Annotated in this window: 21 protein-coding genes; 11 read left to right on the top strand and 10 right to left on the bottom strand. The window is 57.0% G+C overall.

What is annotated here, in order from left to right:
- The first annotated feature begins 377 nt into the window (after window positions 1-377).
- The 8 genes from ACCD05_RS09130 to ACCD05_RS09165 all read left to right on the top strand — a co-directional run bounded on the left by ACCD05_RS09130 (window position 378) and on the right by ACCD05_RS09165 (window position 7,794).
- Entirely contained in the window at window positions 378-761 is a 384-nt protein-coding gene (locus ACCD05_RS09130) for a transposase (RefSeq protein WP_413392109.1), read from the top strand.
- Entirely contained in the window at window positions 758-1,102 is a 345-nt protein-coding gene (gene tnpB, locus ACCD05_RS09135; protein WP_112945931.1) for an IS66 family insertion sequence element accessory protein TnpB, read from the top strand. The genes ACCD05_RS09130 and tnpB overlap by 4 nt, the downstream gene beginning before the upstream one ends.
- A 75-nt stretch (window positions 1,103-1,177) precedes the next feature.
- The gene (gene tnpC, locus ACCD05_RS09140) at window positions 1,178-2,797 is read left to right on the top strand and encodes an IS66 family transposase (protein WP_413392110.1); all 1,620 of its coding nucleotides are present in this window, start codon (window positions 1,178-1,180) and stop codon (window positions 2,795-2,797) included.
- Between the two features lie 523 nt (window positions 2,798-3,320).
- Window positions 3,321-4,073: an SDR family oxidoreductase gene (locus ACCD05_RS09145; RefSeq protein ID WP_112436218.1), complete on the top strand. Its 753-nt coding sequence runs from the start codon at window positions 3,321-3,323 to the stop codon at window positions 4,071-4,073.
- A gap of 33 nt (window positions 4,074-4,106) precedes the next feature.
- Entirely contained in the window at window positions 4,107-5,003 is an 897-nt protein-coding gene (locus ACCD05_RS09150; protein ID WP_413392111.1) for an alpha/beta fold hydrolase, read from the top strand.
- A gap of 51 nt (window positions 5,004-5,054) precedes the next feature.
- Window positions 5,055-5,900, top strand: coding sequence for an alpha/beta fold hydrolase (locus ACCD05_RS09155; protein ID WP_162725235.1), 846 nt, complete (start codon window positions 5,055-5,057; stop codon window positions 5,898-5,900).
- Between the two features lie 102 nt (window positions 5,901-6,002).
- A complete protein-coding gene (locus ACCD05_RS09160) occupies window positions 6,003-7,262 on the top strand; it encodes a glycerate kinase (RefSeq protein WP_112945927.1) in 1,260 nt (419 codons plus the stop codon).
- A 58-nt stretch (window positions 7,263-7,320) separates the two neighbouring features.
- On the top strand, window positions 7,321-7,794 hold the full coding sequence (locus tag ACCD05_RS09165; RefSeq protein WP_112945926.1) for a winged helix-turn-helix transcriptional regulator: 474 nt from the start codon (window positions 7,321-7,323) through the stop codon (window positions 7,792-7,794).
- A gap of 846 nt (window positions 7,795-8,640) precedes the next feature.
- Here the strand turns inward: ACCD05_RS09165 and ACCD05_RS09170 are convergent.
- The 6 genes from ACCD05_RS09170 to ACCD05_RS09195 all read right to left on the bottom strand — a co-directional run bounded on the left by ACCD05_RS09170 (window position 8,641) and on the right by ACCD05_RS09195 (window position 15,821).
- Window positions 8,641-10,452: a hypothetical protein gene (locus ACCD05_RS09170; RefSeq protein WP_413392114.1), complete on the bottom strand. Its 1,812-nt coding sequence runs from the start codon at window positions 10,450-10,452 to the stop codon at window positions 8,641-8,643.
- A 354-nt stretch (window positions 10,453-10,806) separates the two neighbouring features.
- On the bottom strand, window positions 10,807-11,445 hold the full coding sequence (locus ACCD05_RS09175; RefSeq protein ID WP_413392116.1) for a sce7726 family protein: 639 nt from the start codon (window positions 11,443-11,445) through the stop codon (window positions 10,807-10,809).
- A gap of 95 nt (window positions 11,446-11,540) precedes the next feature.
- The gene (locus ACCD05_RS09180) at window positions 11,541-13,244 is read right to left on the bottom strand and encodes an ABC transporter ATP-binding protein (protein WP_112945922.1); all 1,704 of its coding nucleotides are present in this window, start codon (window positions 13,242-13,244) and stop codon (window positions 11,541-11,543) included.
- Window positions 13,241-14,119 (bottom strand): ABC transporter permease, encoded by an 879-nt coding sequence (locus ACCD05_RS09185; protein ID WP_112945921.1) that lies wholly within the window; start codon window positions 14,117-14,119, stop codon window positions 13,241-13,243. Before ACCD05_RS09185 ends, ACCD05_RS09180 begins: the two co-directional genes overlap by 4 nt.
- Window positions 14,119-15,093, bottom strand: a complete 975-nt coding sequence (locus tag ACCD05_RS09190) for an ABC transporter permease (RefSeq protein WP_413392118.1) — start codon at window positions 15,091-15,093, stop codon at window positions 14,119-14,121. Before ACCD05_RS09190 ends, ACCD05_RS09185 begins: the two co-directional genes overlap by 1 nt.
- A 26-nt stretch (window positions 15,094-15,119) precedes the next feature.
- Window positions 15,120-15,821 (bottom strand): creatininase family protein, encoded by a 702-nt coding sequence (locus tag ACCD05_RS09195; protein WP_112945919.1) that lies wholly within the window; start codon window positions 15,819-15,821, stop codon window positions 15,120-15,122.
- A 217-nt stretch (window positions 15,822-16,038) separates the two neighbouring features.
- Here ACCD05_RS09195 and ACCD05_RS09200 point away from each other — a divergent pair, with 217 nt between their 5' ends.
- The 3 genes from ACCD05_RS09200 (at window position 16,039) to ACCD05_RS09210 (ending at window position 18,571) form a co-directional block, all read left to right on the top strand.
- On the top strand, window positions 16,039-16,596 hold the full coding sequence (locus ACCD05_RS09200) for a MarR family transcriptional regulator (RefSeq protein WP_112945918.1): 558 nt from the start codon (window positions 16,039-16,041) through the stop codon (window positions 16,594-16,596).
- Complete coding sequence (locus ACCD05_RS09205; protein ID WP_413392121.1) at window positions 16,593-18,182, top strand: ABC transporter substrate-binding protein; 1,590 nt, start codon at window positions 16,593-16,595, stop codon at window positions 18,180-18,182. Before ACCD05_RS09200 ends, ACCD05_RS09205 begins: the two co-directional genes overlap by 4 nt.
- A gap of 194 nt (window positions 18,183-18,376) precedes the next feature.
- Complete coding sequence (locus ACCD05_RS09210) at window positions 18,377-18,571, top strand: hypothetical protein (RefSeq protein ID WP_148197961.1); 195 nt, start codon at window positions 18,377-18,379, stop codon at window positions 18,569-18,571.
- A gap of 781 nt (window positions 18,572-19,352) precedes the next feature.
- Here the strand turns inward: ACCD05_RS09210 and ACCD05_RS09215 are convergent.
- From ACCD05_RS09215 to ACCD05_RS09230, 4 genes are read right to left on the bottom strand one after another with little or no spacing between them, the layout of a single operon-like run.
- Window positions 19,353-20,090: an ABC transporter ATP-binding protein gene (locus tag ACCD05_RS09215; RefSeq protein WP_413392123.1), complete on the bottom strand. Its 738-nt coding sequence runs from the start codon at window positions 20,088-20,090 to the stop codon at window positions 19,353-19,355.
- The gene (locus tag ACCD05_RS09220; protein WP_413392125.1) at window positions 20,090-20,863 is read right to left on the bottom strand and encodes an ABC transporter permease; all 774 of its coding nucleotides are present in this window, start codon (window positions 20,861-20,863) and stop codon (window positions 20,090-20,092) included. The genes ACCD05_RS09215 and ACCD05_RS09220 overlap by 1 nt, the downstream gene beginning before the upstream one ends.
- Entirely contained in the window at window positions 20,856-21,689 is an 834-nt protein-coding gene (locus ACCD05_RS09225) for an ABC transporter permease (protein ID WP_112945913.1), read from the bottom strand. Before ACCD05_RS09225 ends, ACCD05_RS09220 begins: the two co-directional genes overlap by 8 nt.
- An 11-nt stretch (window positions 21,690-21,700) precedes the next feature.
- On the bottom strand, window positions 21,701-22,756 hold the full coding sequence (locus ACCD05_RS09230; RefSeq protein ID WP_413392128.1) for an ABC transporter substrate-binding protein: 1,056 nt from the start codon (window positions 22,754-22,756) through the stop codon (window positions 21,701-21,703).
- Window positions 22,757-22,760 lie beyond the last annotated feature (4 nt).

Here is a 22,760-nt window from a genome sequence, read left to right on the forward strand (position 1 = left end):
ACCAAGCTCATTTCCTGAGCTCACACGAATAAGCCTGATAACCCGCTATCGCCAGACGGGGTCAATGCACCGCTTACGATGTTTCCAACAGATAGCTTACGTCGACTTCCGGTCAACTTTGAGCCGATTGGAATGTGGCGGAGGAATCCTGTTTCGATCTCTTCCAGAGAGAGACTTGGTGGGTGGACATACCGCCTGGTGTTCCGCTCCTCGCCTTTGCGGCGGGGTGGGAGCGCGGAACGGCATGGCTTCCGTCGTCCGTAGCGGTGCTTCTTCTCTTCCCGCTTGACCGCATCGAGGGTAAGCGTGTAGGCCACCCCACGTATCTTTCAGACTGCTGATCGGCGATTTTCTGCATGAGTCATGCGGAGAATCCTATGAACGACAGTGTGAATCACCCTCGGACCTTTGAGGTTTTGACAGCGGAGCCGGTGCGAAGAAGACGCAAGCCGCGTGAGTGGTCGGACGACGAAAAGGGGCGAATCCTCGCCATGGCGCTGCAGCCTGGGGCGAACGTCTCGGCGGTCGCCCGGTCGGAAGGCTTAGATCCTTCACAGCTTTATGGATGGCGACGCACGGCACTGGCATCGGGCGTTGTTGCACCCCTGACAGAGGGAACGGGAAAGCAGAAGTTCGCGCGCGTTGAAACGGTAAGCAGCGGCTCGGTCGATATTGCCATTGCCGATATGGTGGTGCGCGTCTGCGGCGCATTCGATCCTGATCACCTGGTGAAGGTTCTGCGGGCGGTTCGCAAGGCATGATCGCGTCTGGTGTGGTGGTTTATGTGTCGTGCCAGCCGGTCGACTTCCGCAAAGGAGCCGCGTCGTTGATGGTGCTGGTGCGGGATGGCGGTCTCGATCCCTTCAATGGCGCGCTTTACGTCTTCCGATCGAAACGGGCCGATCGTATTCGTATTGTCTGGTGGGATGGCAGCGGTGTCTGCCTCTATTCGAAAACCTTGGAAGATCAAGGCTTCTGCTGGCCGGGTATATCTGCGGCGCGGATACGTCTGGACCATTCTCAGCTGATGGCGTTGCTGGCCGGGATGGATTGGAAAAAGATCCGCCCGATGAAGGTCAGGCGGCCCTTGTTGACGGGCTGACAGCGCCTGCGACAAGATGAATCATGCCGCTGTAATGGTTGGGAAAACGGCTGTTTTTGTGCTCTATTCATTGCCATGGATTTGCCCCCTCACGACCTGCCGGACGACGTTGACGCGCTGAAAGCGATGGTTCTCGCGCTGGCGCGCGAGCAGGCTGCGAAAGAAGTTCGGCTGAAAGCCGCTGAAGCTGAGATCGCCCGGCTGGAGGCGGCGGAGAAGAGCGCCAACGAGCGGATTGCCAACCTCACATCGATCCTGAAGGTTCTCCAGCGCACCCAACATGGCACCCGTTCCGAGCGATTGCGCCTTGGCGTCAACGACGAACAGGTGTCCTTTGCCTTCGAAGAAGTCGAGACCGGCCTTTCGGCAATCCAGAGCGAGCTTGATCATGCGGCCAAAGACAAGCCGAAACGAGCGCCACGTCCGCGCAAGGGTTTTGCCGCTCATCTCGAACGCATCGAGGAAGTGATCGAGCCAGAGATCCCGGCCGGCTGCGAGGGGTTGGAAAAGGTCCTGATTGGTGAGGATCGCTCGGAACGACTGGATGTCGTGCCGCCGAAGTTCCGGGTCATCGTGACGCGTCGCCCCAAATATGCCTTCCGGGGCAACGATGGCGTGCTCCAGGCTTTGGCACCGGCACACATCATCGAAAGCGGCCTGCCGACGGAGCGGCTGCTCGCCTATATCGCCGTCTCCAAATACGCCGACGGCCTTCCGCTCTACCGGCAGGAGGCAATCTATCTACGCGACGGTGTCGAGATCAGCCGATCGTTGATGGCCCAGTGGATGGGGCATCTGGGCTTTGAACTGCAGATATGCGCCGATTACATCCTTGAGCGCGTCAAGGAGGGCGAAAGGGTCTTCGCCGACGAAACGACCTTGCCCACACTTGCGCCCGGTTCGGGGAAAACGACGAAGGCCTGGCTATGGGCCTATGCTCGCGATGATAGGCCCTATGGCGGAACCAGTCCGCCGATGGTGGCCTATCGGTTTGAGGACAGTAGGGGCGCTGAATGCGTGGCGCGTCATCTCTTCGGATTTGGCGGCATCCTGCAGGTAGACGGCTACTCGGCCTACACTAATCTCGCTAAGACGCGTGCCAAGGCCGGCAGCAATGAAACGATCCGGCTCGCAGGGTGCTGGGCGCATCTCCGCCGCAAGTTTTACGACCTCCACATCAGTGGTGTCTCAAAGGCTGCAACGGACACAATCATCGCGATGACCGAGCTGTGGCGCATCGAGGATGAGGTCCGCGGTCGGGATCCCGACAGCCGCTCCATGCTGCGCCAGGAGAAATCCGCAACCATCGTCTCCGGCCTCTTTGATCTTTGGGAGAAGGAATTGGGCAAGGTCTCTGGCAAGTCCAAGACCGCCGAAGCGATCCGCTACGCGCTCACCCGGCGCGAAGCACTGGAGCGCTTCTTGACGGACGGCCGGATCGAAATTGACTCCAATATCGTCGAGCGCGCGATCAGGCCCCAAACAATTACGAGAAAGAGCAGTCTATTCGCCGGCAGCGAAGGCGGTGGACGGACTTGGGCGACTCTGGCCACCCTCTTGCAGACAGCCAAGATGAACAACGTCGATCCGCTCGACTGGCTCTCACAGACATTGACCCGCATTGCTCAAGGCTGGCCTGTCTCTGAAATCGAGGCGCTTATGCCCTGGAACTTCAAGCCCCACGCCCTCGGCTAACCGCTTACTCTTCACCGAGCGGATGCCTGTTGAAGGTCCGACCCTTGTAGGCCGGATCGTCGGTAGGAACCGCGAGGATATCGAGGTCTTCGGTTACGACTACCGCGTCGTGCTTCGCGGCAAGGTCTGCCTTCCTCTGCGCGACGTAGCCGAACCACGACTTCTTCAGTCCCGCGACTGCCGAGCGTGCCTTCCAACCTCGCAGGCGAAACGTCGGCCTCAGTGCAAGCTTGCTGCGTTGTTAGTTGACGGTCAGGAAGCAATTTTTGCATGTGGTACTCTTCAGCCCGCCTCCGCGTTCACTTACTCCATCACCTTCCCACGGCTCAAAGCCTTCGCGCGCACCAACCTCGGGCGGTCGCGCCCTGTTCCGACACGTCCACATATCACCTCGCGGCTGGTGCGAACGTGGGTTTATTGGCGGCATGTGAAACGGAAAATAGTGGGTTGGCAAAACAAATCCACTGCGCTATCTAAATCGTGGCTACGAAAATCACGACAAGATACAGCTATGGAGGAACACATGTCGGAATCTCAAAAGGGCGCAGCGTTGGTCACTGGAGCCGGGCAGGGCATCGGCAGGGCCATTGCCCTCCAGCTTGCATCGGACGGCTTTGATGTCGCCATCAATGATATTGCAAACTCGTCCGAGAAAGCCGAAGCGGTTGCAAGCGAGGTCCGAGCTCTGGGCAGAAAGGCCGTGGTTGTTTTGGCCGATGTGACCGCTGCCGAGCAGGTCGCCGAGGCGTTTCAGAATGCGTATGACCAGCTTGGCAATCTGAGCGTCGTCGTTGCGAACGCGGGTATCGCCCGTGTGGACTCGCTGATTGATCTCTCGTCGGACGCCTGGGATCGAATGTTCGAAATCAACGTTCGCGGCGTATTTCTCACCTATCAAGCTGCGGCACGCCAGTTCATCAAGCAAGGAACCGGTGGGAAGATAATCGGTGCTGCCTCACAAGTGGCTCATAGAGCCGCTGGTGGGTTCGCTGCCTACTCTTCCAGCAAGTTCGCTGTCCGCGGACTGACGCAGGCCGCCGCGCAAGAGTGGGCAGCGCACGGAATAACTGTCAACGCATACGCGCCCGGCGTCGTGGACACCGCTCTTTGGGACACCGCAAAAGAAATTCAGAAGGCCCTGGTCGCGAGCATCCCGGTAGGTCGCCTCCAGACGCCGCAGGATGTGGGCAATACCGTATCGTTTCTGGCGTCTTCGAAGTCTGACTACATGACTGGACAGACGATCATTTCAGACGGTGGCATGGTTTTCGCCTGATCAAGCTCTGGCTATTTGGTGGAGGATCAAAGCATGCCAAGCATCCAAGAGCCTTTCGCGCTCGCCGCGTTGGAAGAATTCGTCTGTATCGACTCGTCATTCATCAATGGCGACGTCATGATACATTGCCTGTCTTACGGTGAGGGGGAGCCGCTGGTATTCGTGCATGGCTTCCCTGACAACGATCTCACTTTTCACAAGCAGATCGCAGACTTCGCCAAAGACCATACGGTTTACGTGCCGACTATGCGCGGCTATCCGCCCAGCTCAGTGCCAACCGATGTTGATCGCTATTCGGTGGGGGAGCTCGTTGGCGATATGGTCGCGTTGCTGGATAACCTCCAGCTGGAAAGTGCGCATGTCATCGGACATGACTGGGGTGGCGTGGTGCTACAAGCTTTTGCTCTCTATCATCCAAAGAGAGTCAAAAGCTTGGTTCTGTTGAATTCTCCGGTTCTGCAGCCGTTTCTCAATCTGCTGCAAGCCGACAGCGAGCAGCAAAAGCTCGCAAGGTACACGCTCCCATATCACCGATATCAACCGGGTGACTCCAAGAACGAAGAATACATCGTCAGAAATATCCGCGACCCGGAGTGGAGACGGTACGTCGCGAAGTACCTCGAGGCTTCTCCAATCGAGGGGATGCTCAACTACTACAAGAAGATATACCCGGGTCCACCGTACGGAAATCCGCCACCGGATGACGTCTCTCCATTCATCTACAAGGTCCCTACGCTGATCCTATGGGGGCTGGACGATCCCTACTTCTCACTCAAGCACTTGAGCGATCTTTGGGAATGGTTCGAGCATTCGTACCGTTTTGTTTCCATTCCCGACGCCGGTCACTGGGTGCATCAGGATGCTCCGCAGAAAGTGAACTACGAGATCCGATCATGGCTTGCGGGCTTCAACGCGCCCAATGCCGCATGAGCATCTCGCCACTCTTCGCCGAACGTTTCAACATATTGAAAGGAAAACATCGTGACGAAATACAAAGCTGACTCAGCTCAGACGCAGTACGTCCAAGGCGCCCTTGCCAACTACGGCTATCGTGAAGTTGGAGCAAGCACCGGAACGCCGATCATTCTGCTTCAACGCTATCGCGGCACGATCGACGACTGGGATCCAGCGCTTCTCGAAGAACTCTCGAAGACCAGGCGGGTGGTTGTTCTCGACAACGTTGGAATCGGCTCGAGCGATGGTGTCGCTCCAGATAGCGTTGCAGCTATGGCTGAAGGCGTTGCTGATTTCGTGAAAGCACAAAAGTACGGAAAGGTAGATATCCTCGGATGGTCAATGGGCGGCTTCGTCGCTCAGGTGCTGGCTCTGGACCATGCGGACATTGTGAATAAGGTCGTGGTTGCAGGCTCGGGCCCGGGCGAGCCCAGCGTTCGCCCGACCGAAGATCCCAAATCAGTCGAGATCCGTCAGAAAGTAGATCTCACTGTGGACGACATCATTTACATTTTCTTTGCTCACACCGAGACCGGGAAGGCTGCCGCAGGAGAAGTTCTTTCCCGCTTCTTCCATCATGAATCCGGTCAGGTGCTGACGGTGAAACAAGAGTCTTGGGAGCAGCAGGCAAAAGCGATCCAGAGCTGGAACAGCGGTCAGAAATCAGCTTGGGCCCGGCTCGGTGAGATTGAGGTCCCGATCTTGGTCGCAAACGGATCGCATGACGTTATGGAGCCCTCGATTCAATCGTTCGAAATGGCTCGGAAGCTAAAAAGCGCTGTCACAACTTTCTACAGTGACAGTGGCCATGCCTTCCTGTTCCAGTATCCTGAAAAGTTCGCAAAGCAGGTTGTAGACTTCTACGCATCCTAATGCCCTAAGGAGGGTGTCCGCATCGAGCGGGCACCCTCCGCGCTCTTCGTCGTGGAATGTATGCGCCACGCTCTATCGCGTTACCTAGCAGTGGATTCTTACATGCACGAAGATAGCAAGGTCTTCCTAAGATCGCTCTTTGATGCGGCTGTCGCGGCTGCTGATCCATCGCTCGCGATGCGGGACAATCTGCCCGCTAAGCCCAAAGGTCGTACAGTTGTGATCGGTGTCGGCAAGGCATCGGCGCAGATGGCAAGGGCGCTGGAGCAACTTTGGGACGGACCGCTGACTGGCGTCGTAGTGACGCGATACGGGTTCGGCTGCGAGACGAAGAACATCCAGGTGCTGGAGGCCGCCCATCCAGTGCCCGACCAAGCCGGGTTGAACGCAAGCCGAGTACTGCTGGAAGCCGTCAGCAACCTCACCGCCGACGATCTTGTGATAGCGCTGATCTCCGGCGGGGGATCGGCTCTGCTGCCAGCACCGCCTTCTTCATTGCATTTGAGCGACGAGATCGAGGTGAGCCGCGTTCTTCTGGCGTCCGGTGCGCCGATCGCGGCAATGAACATCATCCGAAAACACGTTTCGTCGATCAAGGGAGGTCGTCTGGCAGCAAGCACAAAAGCGCGAGTTGTGACCTTCGTTGTATCGGACATACCAGGTGACATTCCAAGTCTCGTAGCAACCGGTCCGACTATTCCAGACGAAAGCACCGCACAGGATGCGTTGGACATCGTCGCTCAATATGGATTGCTTCTGCCCACCGGCGTTATCGACCACCTCATGTCCCCAGAGGCCGCGGCTCCAAGACCTTCTGACGAGGTATTCGCACGAAATAGACATCACATCGTGGCTTCCGCGCAGCTTTCGCTGAAGGCAGCGTCAAAGCTGGCCGAGAAATCCGGTATCCGTGCTGTAATCCTCTCAGACGCGATCGAGGGTGAATCACGCGACATCGCGTCAATGCACGCAGCGATCGCAAGGAGCATTGCCACTCACGGCGAGCCCTTTGAGAGACCTGTGCTACTGCTGTCTGGAGGGGAGACCACGGTGACCTTGAAGCCCGAGTCGGGCAGAGGCGGCCGAAACACCGAATTTGCGCTGGCTGCCGCAATCGCACTCCACGGATTTGACGTCCAACTTCTTGCCGCAGATACCGACGGCGTCGACGGCATCGGTGATAACGCAGGGGCCTTCGCCGACGGAAGGACCTTTGCTCGTATGACGCAGGCGAGCTTGGATCCGGTGAGGCACCTTGGCACAAACGACAGCTATAAAGCGTTTGAAGCGATCGGTGATCTGTTCAAGCCGGGACCGACCGGGACGAACGTGAATGACTTCAGGGCGCTACTCATCAGATAGCAGCTGATCGACGTGGGTCTTGATTGCAAATCCACTCCTGGTGGTGTATGCAACAGCTATGCGCAAGCCAAGACCTGTTGACCCTCGTATATGTTCCATCGATGCCGCTCTGAAGGTAATCGGAGAGAAATGGGCGCTGTTGGCGATCCGAGAGCTTACATTCGGCTCCGGAAAGTTCGATGAGATCGTGAAGAACACCGGCGCGCCCAGAGATGTTCTCGCAGCCAAGCTCAAGTCGCTGGAAGCCTTTGGCATTGTCGTGAAGGAGAAGTACGAAGACAGGCCGGTTCGATATCAGTATCGACTGTCCGAGTCCGGCAACCAACTCTTCGCTATCCTGCACGCCATCAGGGACTGGGGCGACAAGTTTGTCCGCGACGATCCCGAGAACGTTGTCGTGTTCAAGCACTCATGCGGTGCCGTGCTCCATCCGAAATTTGTCTGCTCTGATTGTGGTGAGGAGCTTAAAATTGGCAGCGTATCCTCGGAGCGTGACTTGCACCGATCCGACTTGGCTGAATTGGCTGAATGAGTTGGCATCGCCGTTTTTCGTACGCCTCCAGATGAAGCTTCATGCATCCGCGGAGTGTCACGGCCTTGTCTTCCCAACGCCTGTAGGACTTAATCCCGCGCCTATTGACTGTGTATGTTGACAGCGCGCGTCATGTCTGCGGTAACACATGGGCGCGCCGACCGTTTTGTTACAAATTACGGAGCAGGTCACCGCTTGACAGCCGCGTCCGCCAATGACTTCGATCGCGTTTCCAGCTGCGCGAATTTGAAATACGCCATCTGGCCCAAGTCCTTTGTCATCAAAATCGACGACGACTTTTAACCGTCCTTTCTGGCAGAGAACGGATTGTTCGAAGCTATGATGTTGAGTGTGCGTGAAAACAGAGTGAGGCTTCCGATACGGTGGACGGGTGTTGGATGGAGCCGCGCCGCGCGTTCGCCAAGATACTCCGGCCAGTTGCCATACTCGTCCTTGCTTCTCTTCGAATTGATTTTTTCGGAATGATATGTTCAACATGCACGCTATCGGCCCCGAGAATGTCCAACTCCGCGTGGTTGCCGTGCTTCGCGAGTTCGAGCTGCTCAAGGCAATATCGTGCTCGCTCCATGATATTTGACGTGAACTCGGCGTTTGCAAACTCATGCAGGAACTTCTCGTCAGATGGGTATTCTTAGCGGTATGCGGCGAGCTCGTCCAGAATCGGATCGTTCACATCTAGCTCACAGAGTTTGGCGAAAAGCCTCTCTCTGTCGTTTGATCTCTCGCGGCATACGTGACGCCGCAATGTGAACACTCCCGGCCCTAGAGGACCGGGCTTCCCGTCCACCGGAGGCCACGGCCTCTGGCAGGGGGAAACGTTTGTCACTAAACGGCCAATGCCGCGACGATGCTTTCCGTTTTGGGCTTCAGGAACAGATAGCGGCCGATCATCTCGGCGGCGTGCAGGTCGGCATCCCAGACGCGCTCATCGAAGGAAGCCCTGAAGATCGCTCCGCGTCTTTGATCCCTGTCGACCTTTCCGTTTCTCCAGTCGGTAGTGCTTGTGTAGAAGCTCGGTATCTTCACCGAGCGGATGCCTCTCCATGTCAGGGTGTTTTTGGACCGCAGGATGTACTGCCCCTTCGATCCGTTGTTGATCATCTTGTTGAAGGTCCGACCTTTGTAGGCCGGATCGTCGGTCGGAACCCCGAGGATGTCGAGGTCTTCTGTTACGACCACCGCGTCGTGCTTCGCGGCAAGGTCTGCCTTCCTCTGCGCGACATAGCCGAACCAGGACTTCTTCAGCCCTGCTACCGCCCGGTAAACAGCGCACCGCGCCTCCTTGAGGCCGTCGATCGCCTTGAGCAGGCGAAAGAAGCGAGCGTGCATCGCCAGGTATCGGGAATGGTCCGGCATCGCAGCGATCTCTGGTACCAGCGCATCTGGTTCGGTGCGCGCGACCACATTGATTTCCGCCCTGATGCGGTCGAGGCGATTATACAGGCGGTCTATTTCGGATCGCAGTCTATCGACTTTGGTGGCGTGCGTCTTGACGCGCGCAAGGAAGTCGCGTCCGCCGAACTGAACACATTCCAAGACCTCGACGTCATCTGCGGACACGTGGTTTTCCAGATGCGCCTTCGCTTGCGTCTTGGTCAGCTTCTTCTCGTCGCCGCCGTTGTGACCACCGATCCGTGCAAGTTCCTCCTCGCCGATAGGCGTTCTGCTACGCAGTACGACGATGCTGGAGGTGTTGGTGAACCCGAAGTCCTCGGCGACGACGGTGCGACATCCAACTATTGGCGCTGTGTCCGGCGGCCGCACCACGACCATTTTCGGCCGAACCTGAACCGGACCAAGCTCCACCAGCAGCGACGTCGGCCGTATCTGGCCGCTTCCATGCCGGCTCGTGTGTTCGGCCACCTCGCGACAAAGCCGCATAGGGAGGACAATGCTGTCGCCCCGTGGCGACGTCGAAGCCAGTGGCAGATCGTCCACTACCGCGGTGTTCGTCCGAGCGCCGTTTCCGAGCGCCTCAAGCGATGCGGATAGTGCAATTTTACCGCCGCGAAGGCAGCGATAATCGAGGTGCAGCTGAATGACGGCGTCTGCCTTCCAGACAGGGCACGCGAACCGCTCGCGCGCTATGCCAAGGATTGCTCTTAGCGCCTCGGCCTGGGTCGAGGTCAAGCCACAGTCGCCGGACCCAAGTGTGCGGAACAGATTAAGCGTGGAAGCAAAATCGGTCTTTGCAGCAAGGTCTTGCAACTGTTCTAGGTCTTCCGCCGCCAGCCTCCTAGAGAATGCTTCCGGCAAATTGATCAGACGTTTAACACCGTCCGCCATCGGCTCGTCGCCCACTTTTCCGACATTCTTGAACCTGCCGAAGAGATTTCGCTGGGCACGCTTCCATTGTTCTAGAACAGCAGACTTCGCGAGAAGCCTGGCCTTCTCACCCCAGACGCTGTTCAGGCCGCCTCTCGACAGCCCCGACTGGACCTTCAACATGACGGCGTCGATCTCCTTGCCGTGCGGGATCGGTTGGAGAATGTCGCTCGGCCAGATAGAGGCAGCCATCGTCGCGACAGCTCTCAGAATTCCGGACCTTAGCGATGACAGTTGGGGTGACGTCGGCAGCGTGCCGAGTTCAACAGCCCTCTTGATGAGGTCTTTGCTTTTCCCTTTTCCATAAGCCATGCCGCTAGCCCACCGGCGGAAGCGGCAGGTCGCCGGCAGGAGACAGCGATCGCAAGCGCGCGAGCAAGTATTGATGTTTGTGCTGAACGGACAAAGCGAGGTATCACGTAGGAATACCTCAATGGGAACCCGGATCGGTCGACCCGGCAATAGCCGGTAGAAAACTTCCTGCCTCTGTGCAAGCAATCCAGGTTGGCTTCGCCATTGGGCGACCTCCCGGCCCTGAAGGACCGGGTGTCCCCGCGGCGACAGATGAACGTATTGTTGCTCGCACCATCCACCTGAAGGTGCATCAAAAAACCGTAGGCCTATGTTGCCTTGATCATCGGATTTTCGAGTAGAACGCCGAACATCTCAAGAAGATGGCACAGCGCAGTCAATAACCGACCGGCCAAACGCAAGGTCGCCAAAATCGAACGCCAGACGGGACCGTATCTTGAGCATCTTTTTGACAGATAATGCAATCTGATCGCGGGACATAGATGCTGCGGCGCGATCCGCTAAAACTTTATAGTTCGCGGATTGAAATCCGCGATCGAGATTAGCCCATGCGAGTATCGCAACAATCTCGTCACGCTCGAGCGTTTCAATCAAAGCGATCTTGTCTTGTGATCTGTTCAGCCGGCCGCGCTTTATCGTCTTGAATCGGATGCTACCGTCGCGCGCTGTCGTTGAAAGCAGGACAGACCACCAATCAGGTACCATACCAAGTGATCTCTGCAGGTGGCGCTGACCAACAACGAGGGTCATTCGGTCAGCTACCGCGCCAAACATTACTGATTGCCTCGTCAGGCGATCGAGCGTGTCGCGGTCGCTCTTTATCTCGTACCCGTCGATACGGCCGTTAATGACCGCGACATCGAGGCGGCCGCTTCCGAGTGACACTTTAAGCTCGTCAACGATGACCGCGTCCTCGCCTGCATGGGACGCGGCAAGTCTCGATCGAATTGCCTGTCTAATCGTGGCGTCAGTGGTTTGGATACGATCTTTCATGGCGGCCAATTTGGTTTATGCGTCATTGTTCTACTGTTCTTGGCTTACCGCAACATTAAACTGGCCCGACCGTGCCCGCCGTATTGAATGCGATCTCATACAGCGGCCGCGGGCAGCTCTGGTACCGCGGCCAGCAATCGCCGCGTATATTCATGACGGGGTTGCCCATAGATATCGCTGGTGAGACCCTCCTCGACGATTTTACCCTTGAACATAACCGCAACTCGGTCGCACAGGTGTCGCACAACAGCGAGATCGTGGGAAATAAAGATGATTGAGAGGTCCAGCTCCCTGCGCAGGCGTAAGAGCAGGTTGATGATCTGAGCTTGAATAGAAACATCCAGGGACGCGACGGGCTCGTCGCAGATCACCACATCAGGCTGCATTGCCAGTGCGCGGGCTATGGCGACCCGCTGCCGTTGTCCCCCTGAAAATTGATGGGGGTAGCGGTCTGCGAATGTTGGATCGAGACCCACCGCTGACAGCCATTTCGCAACGTAGCTGCCGGCATCTGCGGAGCTGATCAATCGATGGGCTAGCGGCCCTTCCGCGATAGCGTCGCCGACCTTCATCCGGCCGTTCAAGGACGAAAACGGATCCTGAAAGATCGTCTGAACGGACGTCGTGATCTTGCGCGGGTTCTTGCCGTCGCTCATCAGCTGCTTTCCGGCAAGCCTCACGGTTCCGGAGGTCGGAACGTGAATGCCAGCTGCCATCCTCCCAAGGGTAGACTTCCCGCTGCCTGACTCCCCAACAAGCCCAAGAACCTCTCCACGATTGAGCACAATGCTGACTTCATCGACAGCCTGGACATCACTTGGGGAAGTGGCCAGACCCGCTTTGATACCCAACGACCGGATTAATCCGACCCGGCTCTTAAAACGTTTACTGACGCTGTCGATCACCAGGAAGGGCACACCGAGTGGAACTGACGCGTGTCGCGTTCTGCCACTTTCGCGTGGAGCGGCGTCGTCGACACCGATCGCACGGCCCAGATATTGGCCGGGTAAAGCACGAGACGGCAGAGAGCTCAGAAGTCGCTTGGTGTAAGGATGGGTTGGAGCCGTCAAGACGTCGGTTGCACTTCCGGTTTCGACGATCTTGCCGGTCTGCATGACTATGATGCGTTGGGATATCGCAGCCACTGTTGCCAAGTCGTGGCTGATCCAGATCAATGCAGTGCCGAGCTTGGCGACCAGTTCTTTCACTTCAGTCAAAATCTCGGCTTGGATCGAGACGTCCAAAGCAGTTGTCGGCTCGTCTGCGATTATCAGTCGCGGCTTGTGCAGAACCGCGATCGCTATGGCGACGCGCTGGCGCATGCCGCCCGACAACTGGTGGGGATAGAAATCGACCTTCTGCTCCGGGTCCGGAATTTTGACCAGTGCAAGCGCTTCGACCGCGCGCCGACGAGCATCGGATGACGAGAGCCGCTCATGGGCAGCCAAAGCCAATCCCATCTGTGCTCCGATCGTCAGGACCGGATTGAGTGTCATCAGCGGGTCCTGGAACACCATGGAGATAGCTTTTCCACGGATTGCCCGAAGCTCATGTGCAGGAAGGCCAACCAGTTCACGGCCATCGAACTTGACCGAGCCCTCGACAATCCGGCCGGGTTCGTCGAGAAGCCCTATGATCGAAAACCCCGTTATGCTCTTTCCCGACCCGGATTCCCCGACGAGGCCGACGATTTCGCCTGCATGGACATCGAAGGACACCCCATCGACGGCCTTCACGAGGCGGCGAGAAGTATCAAAGATTGTTTTGAGATTGCGGACTTCGAGGATAGGTGCGTTCATCGCTGAAGCCTTGGATTGAGTTGATCACGGATTTGATCTCCCACCAGATTAAGAGAGACGATGAAAGCAATTAACGCGATGCCTGGATAGATTGAAATCCAGTATCGGCCGGATAGCAGATACTGGAAGCCGTTTGCGATTAGCATACCGAGAGATGGCTCCGTGGGTGGCAAGCCAACGCCGAGGAATGAGAGGGTCGCCTCGAGCGAGATAGCGCTTGCGACCTGTACCGTTGCAACGACGATCAGCGGTGGTACGGCATTTGGCAGAATATGCCGACTAAGCACGCGCCAGGAACTCAAAGGGATCGAGAGCGCGGCTTCGACGTAGTCTTTTTGGCGCTCAGCAGCCGCAGCCCCGTGTGCCGTTCGGGCGAAATAAGCGTACTGGGCAAAGATCAGGGCTAGGATCAGCTGGTATTGCCCCTGGCCGAGTACCGCGGCGATGACGAAGGCAAGCAGCATCGCGGGAAAGGAGAGCTGCAAGTCGACAAACCGCATGACGACGGCTTCCAACCGCCCTCCCATATAAGCTGCGCCGCAGCCTGCGATCGCGCCGATGACCAATGCTGTCCCGGTCGCAACAACGCCCATCAACAATGAGATTCGCAATCCATAGGCAATCGCCGAAAAGAGGTCGCGGCCCTGCGCGTCAGTGCCAAGCCAGTGAACATACCCCCCCGTCCCGATGTAGCCCGGTGGCCTGCGAGCATCGCGTAGCACAAGGTGGGATAGATCATATGGATTCTGCGGCGTCAACAAAGGAGCAAAGACCGCCAGCACGACAATGAGAAGGACAATGAGAGCAGCTATGACCGGGATGCGAGTTCTCGAGAAGTCGCGCCAGAACTGTCGAAGAAAGGTATCGTTTGACATTAGGAAGAGCGTCCTCTCCGCAGTCTCGGATCCAACGCGAGATATGCGAAATCCACCGCGAGGTTGATCAAAATGAAAAGGAGGGCGACGAACATCAGGTAAGCAACCATGACGGGGCGGTCGAGCGACGTGATGCTGTCGATTATAAGTTTGCCCAGGCCTGGCCAGGAAAAGATAGTTTCGGTCACAACGGCAAAGGCTAGCGTCGAGGCAAGCTCGAGCCCGAAGACCGTAACCAGCGGAATTGCTATGAGGCGCAAGACGTGATGGCGCAGGATGGTGAACTCTGCAAGTCCCGCGGCGCGAGCGAATTTGACGGTGTCGCTGACCATGACTTCGCGTGTTCCCGCACGCGCGAGGCGGATCATCAGGGAAAATTTGAACAATGCCAGGTTCAGCGCCGGCAGTGCCAGATGCGACAGGCCGTCAAGGGTCAAGAAGCTCCATTGGGTACCGAGAAGGGTCGCGGTTGCACCCCGTCCACCAGCTGGCATGCATCCGCACTGAACCGCGAATGTCATGATCAGCATCAATCCGAACCAGAAAGTCGGTACGGAAAAGCCAAGGATTGAAAGCCCCATGATCGTTTTCGCGATGCTGCTCTGTGGGCGATATCCCGCGTACATCCCAAGCGGAATGCCGATGAGGCTGGCAAAAAGCACGGCAGATAGAGTGAGCTCGAGAGTGGCTGGGACGCGAGAGATAATCAGTTGCGAAACGGGCATGTTGTAGACGAAGGAATTGCCAAAATCGCCGTGAAGAAGCCTCAAGGCGAAGCTTAGGTATTGCCGCCAGAGCGGTTGGTCGAAGCCATACTGGGCGATAATCGTGGCGCGGATGTCCTGTGTGACATCAGGCGAGATTAGTACGTCGATGGGGTTGCCAATCGCATATATGCCGGCGAACACAAGCATAGACATTGCGACAATCACGATTGCAGCCTGAACCAGACGTTGAAGTATGAAACCAGTCATAGATATTTCCACGCTTAGTGAGGGCGTCAGTCCCAGTCTTGCTCAATCATTTCACGCGTCTCGGCGACTGCGACATCCCATATAGCTAGCATTTCGTCATCCGGGCGCTGGAAGCGCCCGTGATAGTTTCCGTCGGCGATCATCTCTCGCTTGCGAAGAGCATCGACCCGTGCAAATCGCGCGAAGTCGACGAGGGGCTTGGCGTGCGATGGTTGTTCCACTCCAGCCAGTCGTGTCCAAGGAAAGTTCTCCATCCAGGATGCGTGCGACGCGTCAGGGTCTGTGGCCATGACCTTTGCCCAAGTCCGCGGGGCCCGCCACCAGTCGTGAAATTTCACTGAGGTCTCTGGGTGGTCATTCAGCCACTCCGAGATAATCGTTGCGGCCGGCGAATTGCCCCCGTGCCCGTTGACCACAAGAACTCTTCGAAAGCCCGAGCGGCGGATGCTATCGAGCAGATCGCGGATGACGCCAATGTAGGTTGAAAGACTTAGAGACAGTGTCCCGGGAAATGCTGCGAACGATGACGCCAGTCCATAGGGAAGCACCGGGAAGACCGGAACGCCGAGCGGAGCAGCCGCGTCAACCGCGACTTTTTCCGCGAGGATCATGTCAACGCAAAGGCTCAAATAGGCATGCTGCTCGACGCTTCCGATCGGAAGAATACAGCGGTCGTCGGTCGCGGCACGCGCCTCGACCTGCATCCAGTTCATTTCAGCAATTCTCAATACCGTCTCCTGCGTAGCATTATTGTGCGGCGCACCCGCTCCATCAGCAATGAATACCTACCAATCGGCCAGATGTTAGTTTCGATGTTTCGTGGTCGCCAAAGTCTAAATAAAGTCCCGTACGGAACTAAAAAAAGAGATTGACAGTCAAAAACTCCAACGTCAAGTTCCATACGGGACGAATGGTGTTGGGGCAAGTAGAGAATGGGGATCGTCAATGGCTGAAACGGAGGCTTTCTCAGTGTTGCTGAGGGAAGGTGGAAGACAGCGCTTCAACGAGGCGAATGTCGATGAGCTCGTGGCTGCAAAGCTTTGGCAAAACCCTTGCTGGTTCTCCTTCCGCATCAATTTCCTGGCGCTGAATTTCAACGTCCCGATCTATCGCTGGATCGAAAAGAAGTTCGGGATGCAACGAGCAGAATTCGTTGTCATTTACGCGCTCGGACTCAAGGACGGGCTCACCGCTAGCGCGGTGTGCTCGTCTTCGGGCTTTCCCAAAAACACGATCAGCCGCGCGATTCAAAAGCTGCTCGATAAAGACATCGTTCGGCGGGAGATCGATCCCGCCGACCTCAGAAGCTTCGTCCTCTACCTGACGGACGAAGGGAAACGCATTGTCGACGAATGCATGCAGCCGCAAATCGAGAGAGAGCAGGAGATGCTTGCCGGCCTCACGGCCGCTGAAAAGCTGATGCTCTCCGAATTGCTCTGCAAGGTTGTCGTCGATTCACCAAACTGGTCATCAGGTATTTCGGTAGAGGAAAACGAAGAATGATTTTTCAAAACAACACTAGGTCGATGGCATTAGCGGCGATCCTGATGGGTGGGGTATCTCTCCCTGCGTTTGCGGACGATCTGACGATCGGCGTCCGCGCGGGCCCGCTCTCAATCGATCCGGACTTTACGTCCGCCGGTACTCATGCTGAGGCGATGAAGCACATTTTCGATACGCTCATCAAGTCGGGCAACAACTTGGAGCTTGAACCTGGCCTTGCGGAAAGCTGGACGGCGATTGACGATACAACGTGGGAATTCAAGCTTCGTAAGGGTGTGAAGTTTCATGACGGATCGGATTTCACGGCAGAGGATGTCAAGTTTTCCATTGAGCGTATTCCTCACGTTGCTGGCCCCAATCCGCCCACGATCTACGTGCGCCGCGTGGCGAGCACCGAAATCATCGATGATCACACCATTCGCGTGAAGACGACCGGACCAGCTCCCACACTGCCGAACGATTTCATCCGCCTGTTCATCGTCTCGCACAATGCGGCCAATAGGCTCAACACGCCGGAGGAATCTTCCGCTGCTTTCAATACGGGCAAAGCAGCGATCGGCACTGGCCCTTACAAGTTCGTGTCCTGGACCCCCAAGGAGGAACTCGTCCTGCAGCGCTTTGACGGCTATTGGGGTGGAAAGGAGCCTTGGGAAAAGGTTGTCCGCAAGGAACTGCCGAACGATGCTGCCCGTGTAGCCCAGCTCAAAGCCGGCCAAGTCGACTTGATCTCGCGTGTTCCATCGTCTGACGTTCCGACGCTGGAAACGGATCCCAATGTCTCGATCGTCAAGCAGAACAGTGTGTATCTGTTCAACCTCTCGTTCGATTTCAGGGATAAGCCAGCACAGATTACCGCAAACGACGGTAAGCCACTTCCCAAAAACCCCTTCCAGGATCCGAAGGTCCGCGAGGCCATCGATCTAGCGATTGATCGCGTCGCCCTTGCTGAGGTAGCAATGGAAGGTCTGGGTACGCCTCAGTCGCAACTGGTGACGCCGAACATCTTTGGATACAATCCGGATATCAAGGTTCCCGAGCCCGATGTCGAGAAAGCAAAGACGCTCCTGAAGGAGGCTGGTTACCCCGACGGCTTCAAGGTAACCTTCAGCTTCACCAACGATCGTCTTCCTGGCGATAAGGATGTCGGAACAACGATCGTCCAGATGTTGTCTGCCATCAACATCAACGCGGTCGCCAACGCGGTGCCCGGTGCCGTGTTCTTCCCCGCGAACACCCGGGGTGATTACTCCTTTACGATGTCCGGCTGGGGCACGTTGACCGGTGAATCGAACTACACGCTTTCGTCGCTGGTCCACACCTTTGATCCCAAGACAAAGCTCGGCGCTTACAACAATCGCGGTTATTCAAATCCGGCTCTGGACGAACTGATCGAGGCGGCAGGCGTCGAGATGGACCCTAAGAAGCGGGAGCAACAGCTCAAGGACGCAAACGCACTGGTAGCTTCGGATCGGCCGAACTTGGGCGTCACTTCGGTTATCACCGCGTGGGGCCTCAACAAGAAACTCACTATCGTTCCCCGGTCTGACGAGGATACGTTGGCAATGAACATCCGCCCTGTAAAATAAGATCATCAGTGGGGCGGTCGTGCCACGATCGCCCCACGCATACCTCACGACTTCTCGCCGCCGCCATTTAAAGAAAACATTTTTCCTCGTAGCACTCGATATTCAGCAATGCGGCCCGTGCCAAGCCTAGTCCACGCGGACATACTCCATAAAAACAGTAGAATATTGCGACCGAGTAGCGACGAGAGAGCGACATGTCCAAACAAGTTATCGAATACCGGGGATTGCCGGTCGGCATAGTCGTGCCAGACGAGGGGCGCCTGCGCTTCATTGCCGTGAAGTTCCATGTGCACGATCTGGACGGACACTGTTTCGGGTCACAAGCAGAGGTCCTCACGGCAATCCACACGCTTTTGAGCCGTGCCGGCGACGGCTCGAGAGCCGCTTGAGGGGGAAGAATGGAAAACTGCCAACGCTATTTTACCTCGGCGGGAGCCGAGACAGAGAACCGGCCCACGAGTATCGAAACATGCTGATCGACGACTTTAAGAATTCCAGCCTTCAACTCCTGTCGCTCATTGGTATCGGAAGAGGGGCGAGACATGCTCGTTCTCTATCTTGGTCGATCGAGATGACCGGAACTGCGAGGAACCAATGATGAGTGCCCGAGCCGAAAGGATCATCGTCCTCATAATGTTTTTGGGCGTCATAGTTTCGGGCATGTGGGCGTTCTCTTGATGCTCAGCGCGCTAGCCATTTCAGCCCCGGGAAGCTACTTCAGAAATGACAAACTCAAACAGCTTCGACCCACTCGCTGCCCACAGCAACCGTATATCGCCTAAAAGAGTCTCCCGGCGGGCAATCATCGACAAACTGGTATGCGAACTCACGAGCGTTCTCGAGATAGCCGTTTCGCAACACGCCGCCGGAAGCTCACTGCCCCTTGCTGAACTTGTTAGCGAGATCGAGAGCCTCGCTTCGACCTTTGCGGCTGCTGACGATGATAACTTCGCCTCCGCCGTAGAAAATGCGACGCATTTTCTTACATCATTGAATCGCTTGCGACGAGAATCGACGCGTTCCGGTGTTATGCGACCGAGGTTAACATTCGCTGCCCTGGATCAGCATCCTATGGATTCACTCCCGCCAGCCGGGGTTAAGCGGCCCTATTATGACGAGGTGAGTGAGCACAATGTCTCGGAGAGATAACGCTCACCATCCGGCATTGCCTTAGATGAGGGTCGCCAAACACCTCCGCTTTAGCGCAGCGAGAGCAGGATCGCCGCGGTCCCTGGGGCGAGGCAGCCCGACCTCCACAACGTCCCGGATGCGGCCCGGGTTTGGCTCCATGACAAGAACGCGATCTGCTAGATACAGAGCCTCTTCGACGTCGTGCGTTACGATGACGATGGACACCTTGTTCTTCTCCCAGATTGACAGGAGTTCGTCCTGAAGCCGCATCCTGAGGATCGAATCAAGCGCTCCAAATGGTTCGTCCATAAGAAGGATTTCGGGTTCCTGCGCCAATGCACGGGCAATCGCCGCACGCTGCGCCATGCCACCAGATAATTGGCGCGGATAGGCTTTAGCGTAGTCGGCCAAACCAACGAGCCGAAGATAGTGCCTCGTCCTATCCAGTCGGTCCGCAGTGGAAAGGCTGGTGTTGTCGAAAGCCAAAGCCACATTTCCTTCAACAGTCAGCCATGGGTAGAGACGATGATCTTGAAACACCATGCCAACCTTGGTCAAGGCAGGCGTGTTCTGACCGCCCCATGAGATGGTGCCCCGGTAGTCCGCGTCGAGACCAACCACCAGGCGCAGAAGAGTGGATTTCCCACACCCGGATGCGCCAACGATCGCGACGATTTCGTTGTGTTCGACCTGTAGGTTGATGTCCTTGAGAACTGGTCGTTCAGCGCCCTCCAGGATGTAGCTTTTGCTTACGTGTTCAAGTGCGAGGGCGTTCATCAGGCTTCATGGCTCCACGGTGAGATTCTGGCGGTGACGAACCGGACTGCCGCTGAAAGCGCGACGCCGCCTCCCGCGAGCGCAAAGGCACCAACGATGACGATGTCCATCCTGAACTGATCGCGAGCGCTTGCGATGTAGCTTCCGAGACCGCGGCCATTCCCGATGGCATACTCAGCACCGATGGTCCCGATCCATGCAGAAAGGACTGCAATCTGCAGCCCGACGTAAATGCTGGGCAACGCAGCAGGAAGATAAAGCTTGCGAACGCGGGTCCACGGTCGCAGGCCTAGTGATTCTGCTGCTTCGATGAGAGGCAAAGGGGCCTGCCTGACGCCTTGCTCAGTGGCCAGAAACAATGGAAAGAACGTCGACAAAGCGGTGAAAACCAACTTTGTGCTCTCGCCATTGCCGAACCATGCCGTGAGCAGCGGTATCCAAGCGAACAGGGCGACCTGTCTGACTGTATGAACGGTCGGCGCGAGCCCTAGAGCCGCGACCCTGTACATTCCGGCCAGATAACCCAAAGCCAAGCCTAAGAGGCCGCCAAGGATTCCTCCCGCGAGTACACGGATGATGCTTGCGAGCATGGCCATCCAAAGTTCTCGACCGGAGGGATCGACGAATGGGGTAACGACCACTTTGAGGGGGCTGACCGCCATGGGGCCGGACAGAATACCGGCCGCTGAAGCAGCGGACCAGACGAGCGCCGCCGCCAGTGGCAGCACTGCGCCTCGAGGAAATCCGTTTATCCGTGACGAACGGTCAGCCATGAGCGCCACTCCCGCGACGAACGAGGACTTCGGCGCGCTTCAGAAGGAAATCCAACGCGAAGCCGACCACCCCGACGACGATCATACCGACAATGACGATATCGAGCTGAAACAGAGTTCTTCCCCAGACCATCATGTAGCCGAGCCCGTCAGTGCCAGCGAGCATCTCCACGACGATCAACGAGACAAAAGCCTGGCTGAGAGAAAGCCGGACACCGCTGGCAATGAACGGGGCCATCGCCGGGATGGTCAGCTTGAAGAACCTTGTGCTCGGCCGCAGACGCAGAACATGTGCGACTTCGGTCAGGCCCTTGGGCACGTTTCTGGCTCCCTCAGCTGTACTGATTGCCATCGGAACGAAACAGGCCTTTGCAAGAATGACGATTTTCAGGCTCTCCTCGATCCCGAGAAGGAGGATCAATATTGGCAGCCAACCCAGCGAGGGAACCGCGGCCAATGCCCTGAAGGTCGGTCCGAGGTAAGCGTCCGCGGTGCTTGATTTTCCGATGAGCAGACCGAACAGGAAGCCGAGGGATGCCCCAATCAAGAAGCCCTCGGCGATGCGGCGGAAGCTGACCGCAGCCGCTGCGAGGATGTCGCCGCTAGCAATCAGATCGAGGAACGTCTGAAGGACCCAGTCCGGCTGCGGCAGGACTTGGGCTGACACCCAGCCCTGTGTCGAGGCTGCCCACCAGAGTGTGAGCAGCCCTGCGGGCAGTATGACGACGAGAACGGCGCTGACGAAGAACGACTTGAGCCTTGCGAGGCGCAATTCCGGTGCGCTGCGAGCGACGAGAATTTCTTCCTCAGCACCAAACGTTGCCATCGACGTTCCAATCAGTTCTGAACCGCGCCTGTGGCGGAGCGATCCGGCCAGAGCGTTTCAAGCTTGAGCGCCTTCACGGCATTGTCGACATAGGTACGGTCAACCCATGTATCGAGATCGATATCGCGACGGATCAATTTTTGCTCCCGGTCGAAGGCGATTCCGCTCTGGTACCGGGACGTAAAGAAGTCGTCGAGACGCGGATTGTATTTCTGGCCCAGTGAACTTCCGGCATTCGACTTGGCTATCACCTCGATCGGTGATCCGGCACGCGACCAGATTTTGAATGCCTCATCCCTGTTCTTGTCGTCGGAGAGCCATTGAGCCGCCTTGACGAAGCCCGTCACGACCTTCTGCGTGGCTTCTGGATATGCCTTTCGGAACTTGTCGGTCACGAGGAACGCGCCGAAACCATCGCCCGAAGCTCCGGCGTCTGACGACTTATAGAATATCTTGGCGAGTCCCTTATCCTCAAGCGGCAGCAGGAAGTCTGCGCCAAAGACTGCATCGACGCTCTTGGCTGCGATCGCAGCAAGCTGATCGGCATTTTTGAGATCGACGATGGTAATGTCCTTCTCGGACAGCCCGGCGTTCTTCAGCGCTGTGATCAGACCCCAATGTATGATCGTCGCCTTCTGAATAGCAACTTTCTTGCCCTTGAGATCGGCGATCGACTTGATGTCGAGATTCGGACGCGCTGCCCCAAAGATCGTTGTGCCACCATAAGAGGCCAGGATCACTGTATCCAGCCCATTAGCCTTGCCGATGATGTTCGGTACGGCACCATATGAGGTGAAGTCGAGCTGACCATTCGAGAGAGCCTCGTTGATCGCGGGACCGGTCCCGGTAAAGTACGTGAATTCAACCTTGGTCGGGGTGCCCTTGAACTCGTCCGCGATGAACCCTTTGGCATCTGCGATGGCTTGAAGTCCGACACCGAAAGGCGTGCCAAATCCGAAGCCGACGTCGCCGAACCGAATGGTTGCGGGTGCGTCTTCAGCGTTAGCCGCCGCTGCGCCAAAAGCGACGGTTGCCGCCAGTAGTAGTGTCGATAGAAGTCGTCTCATTGGT

Origin of the sequence: Rhizobium sp. Rhizsp42, from assembly GCF_047304155.1 — a bacterium.
Lineage (GTDB): Bacteria > Pseudomonadota > Alphaproteobacteria > Rhizobiales > Rhizobiaceae > Rhizobium.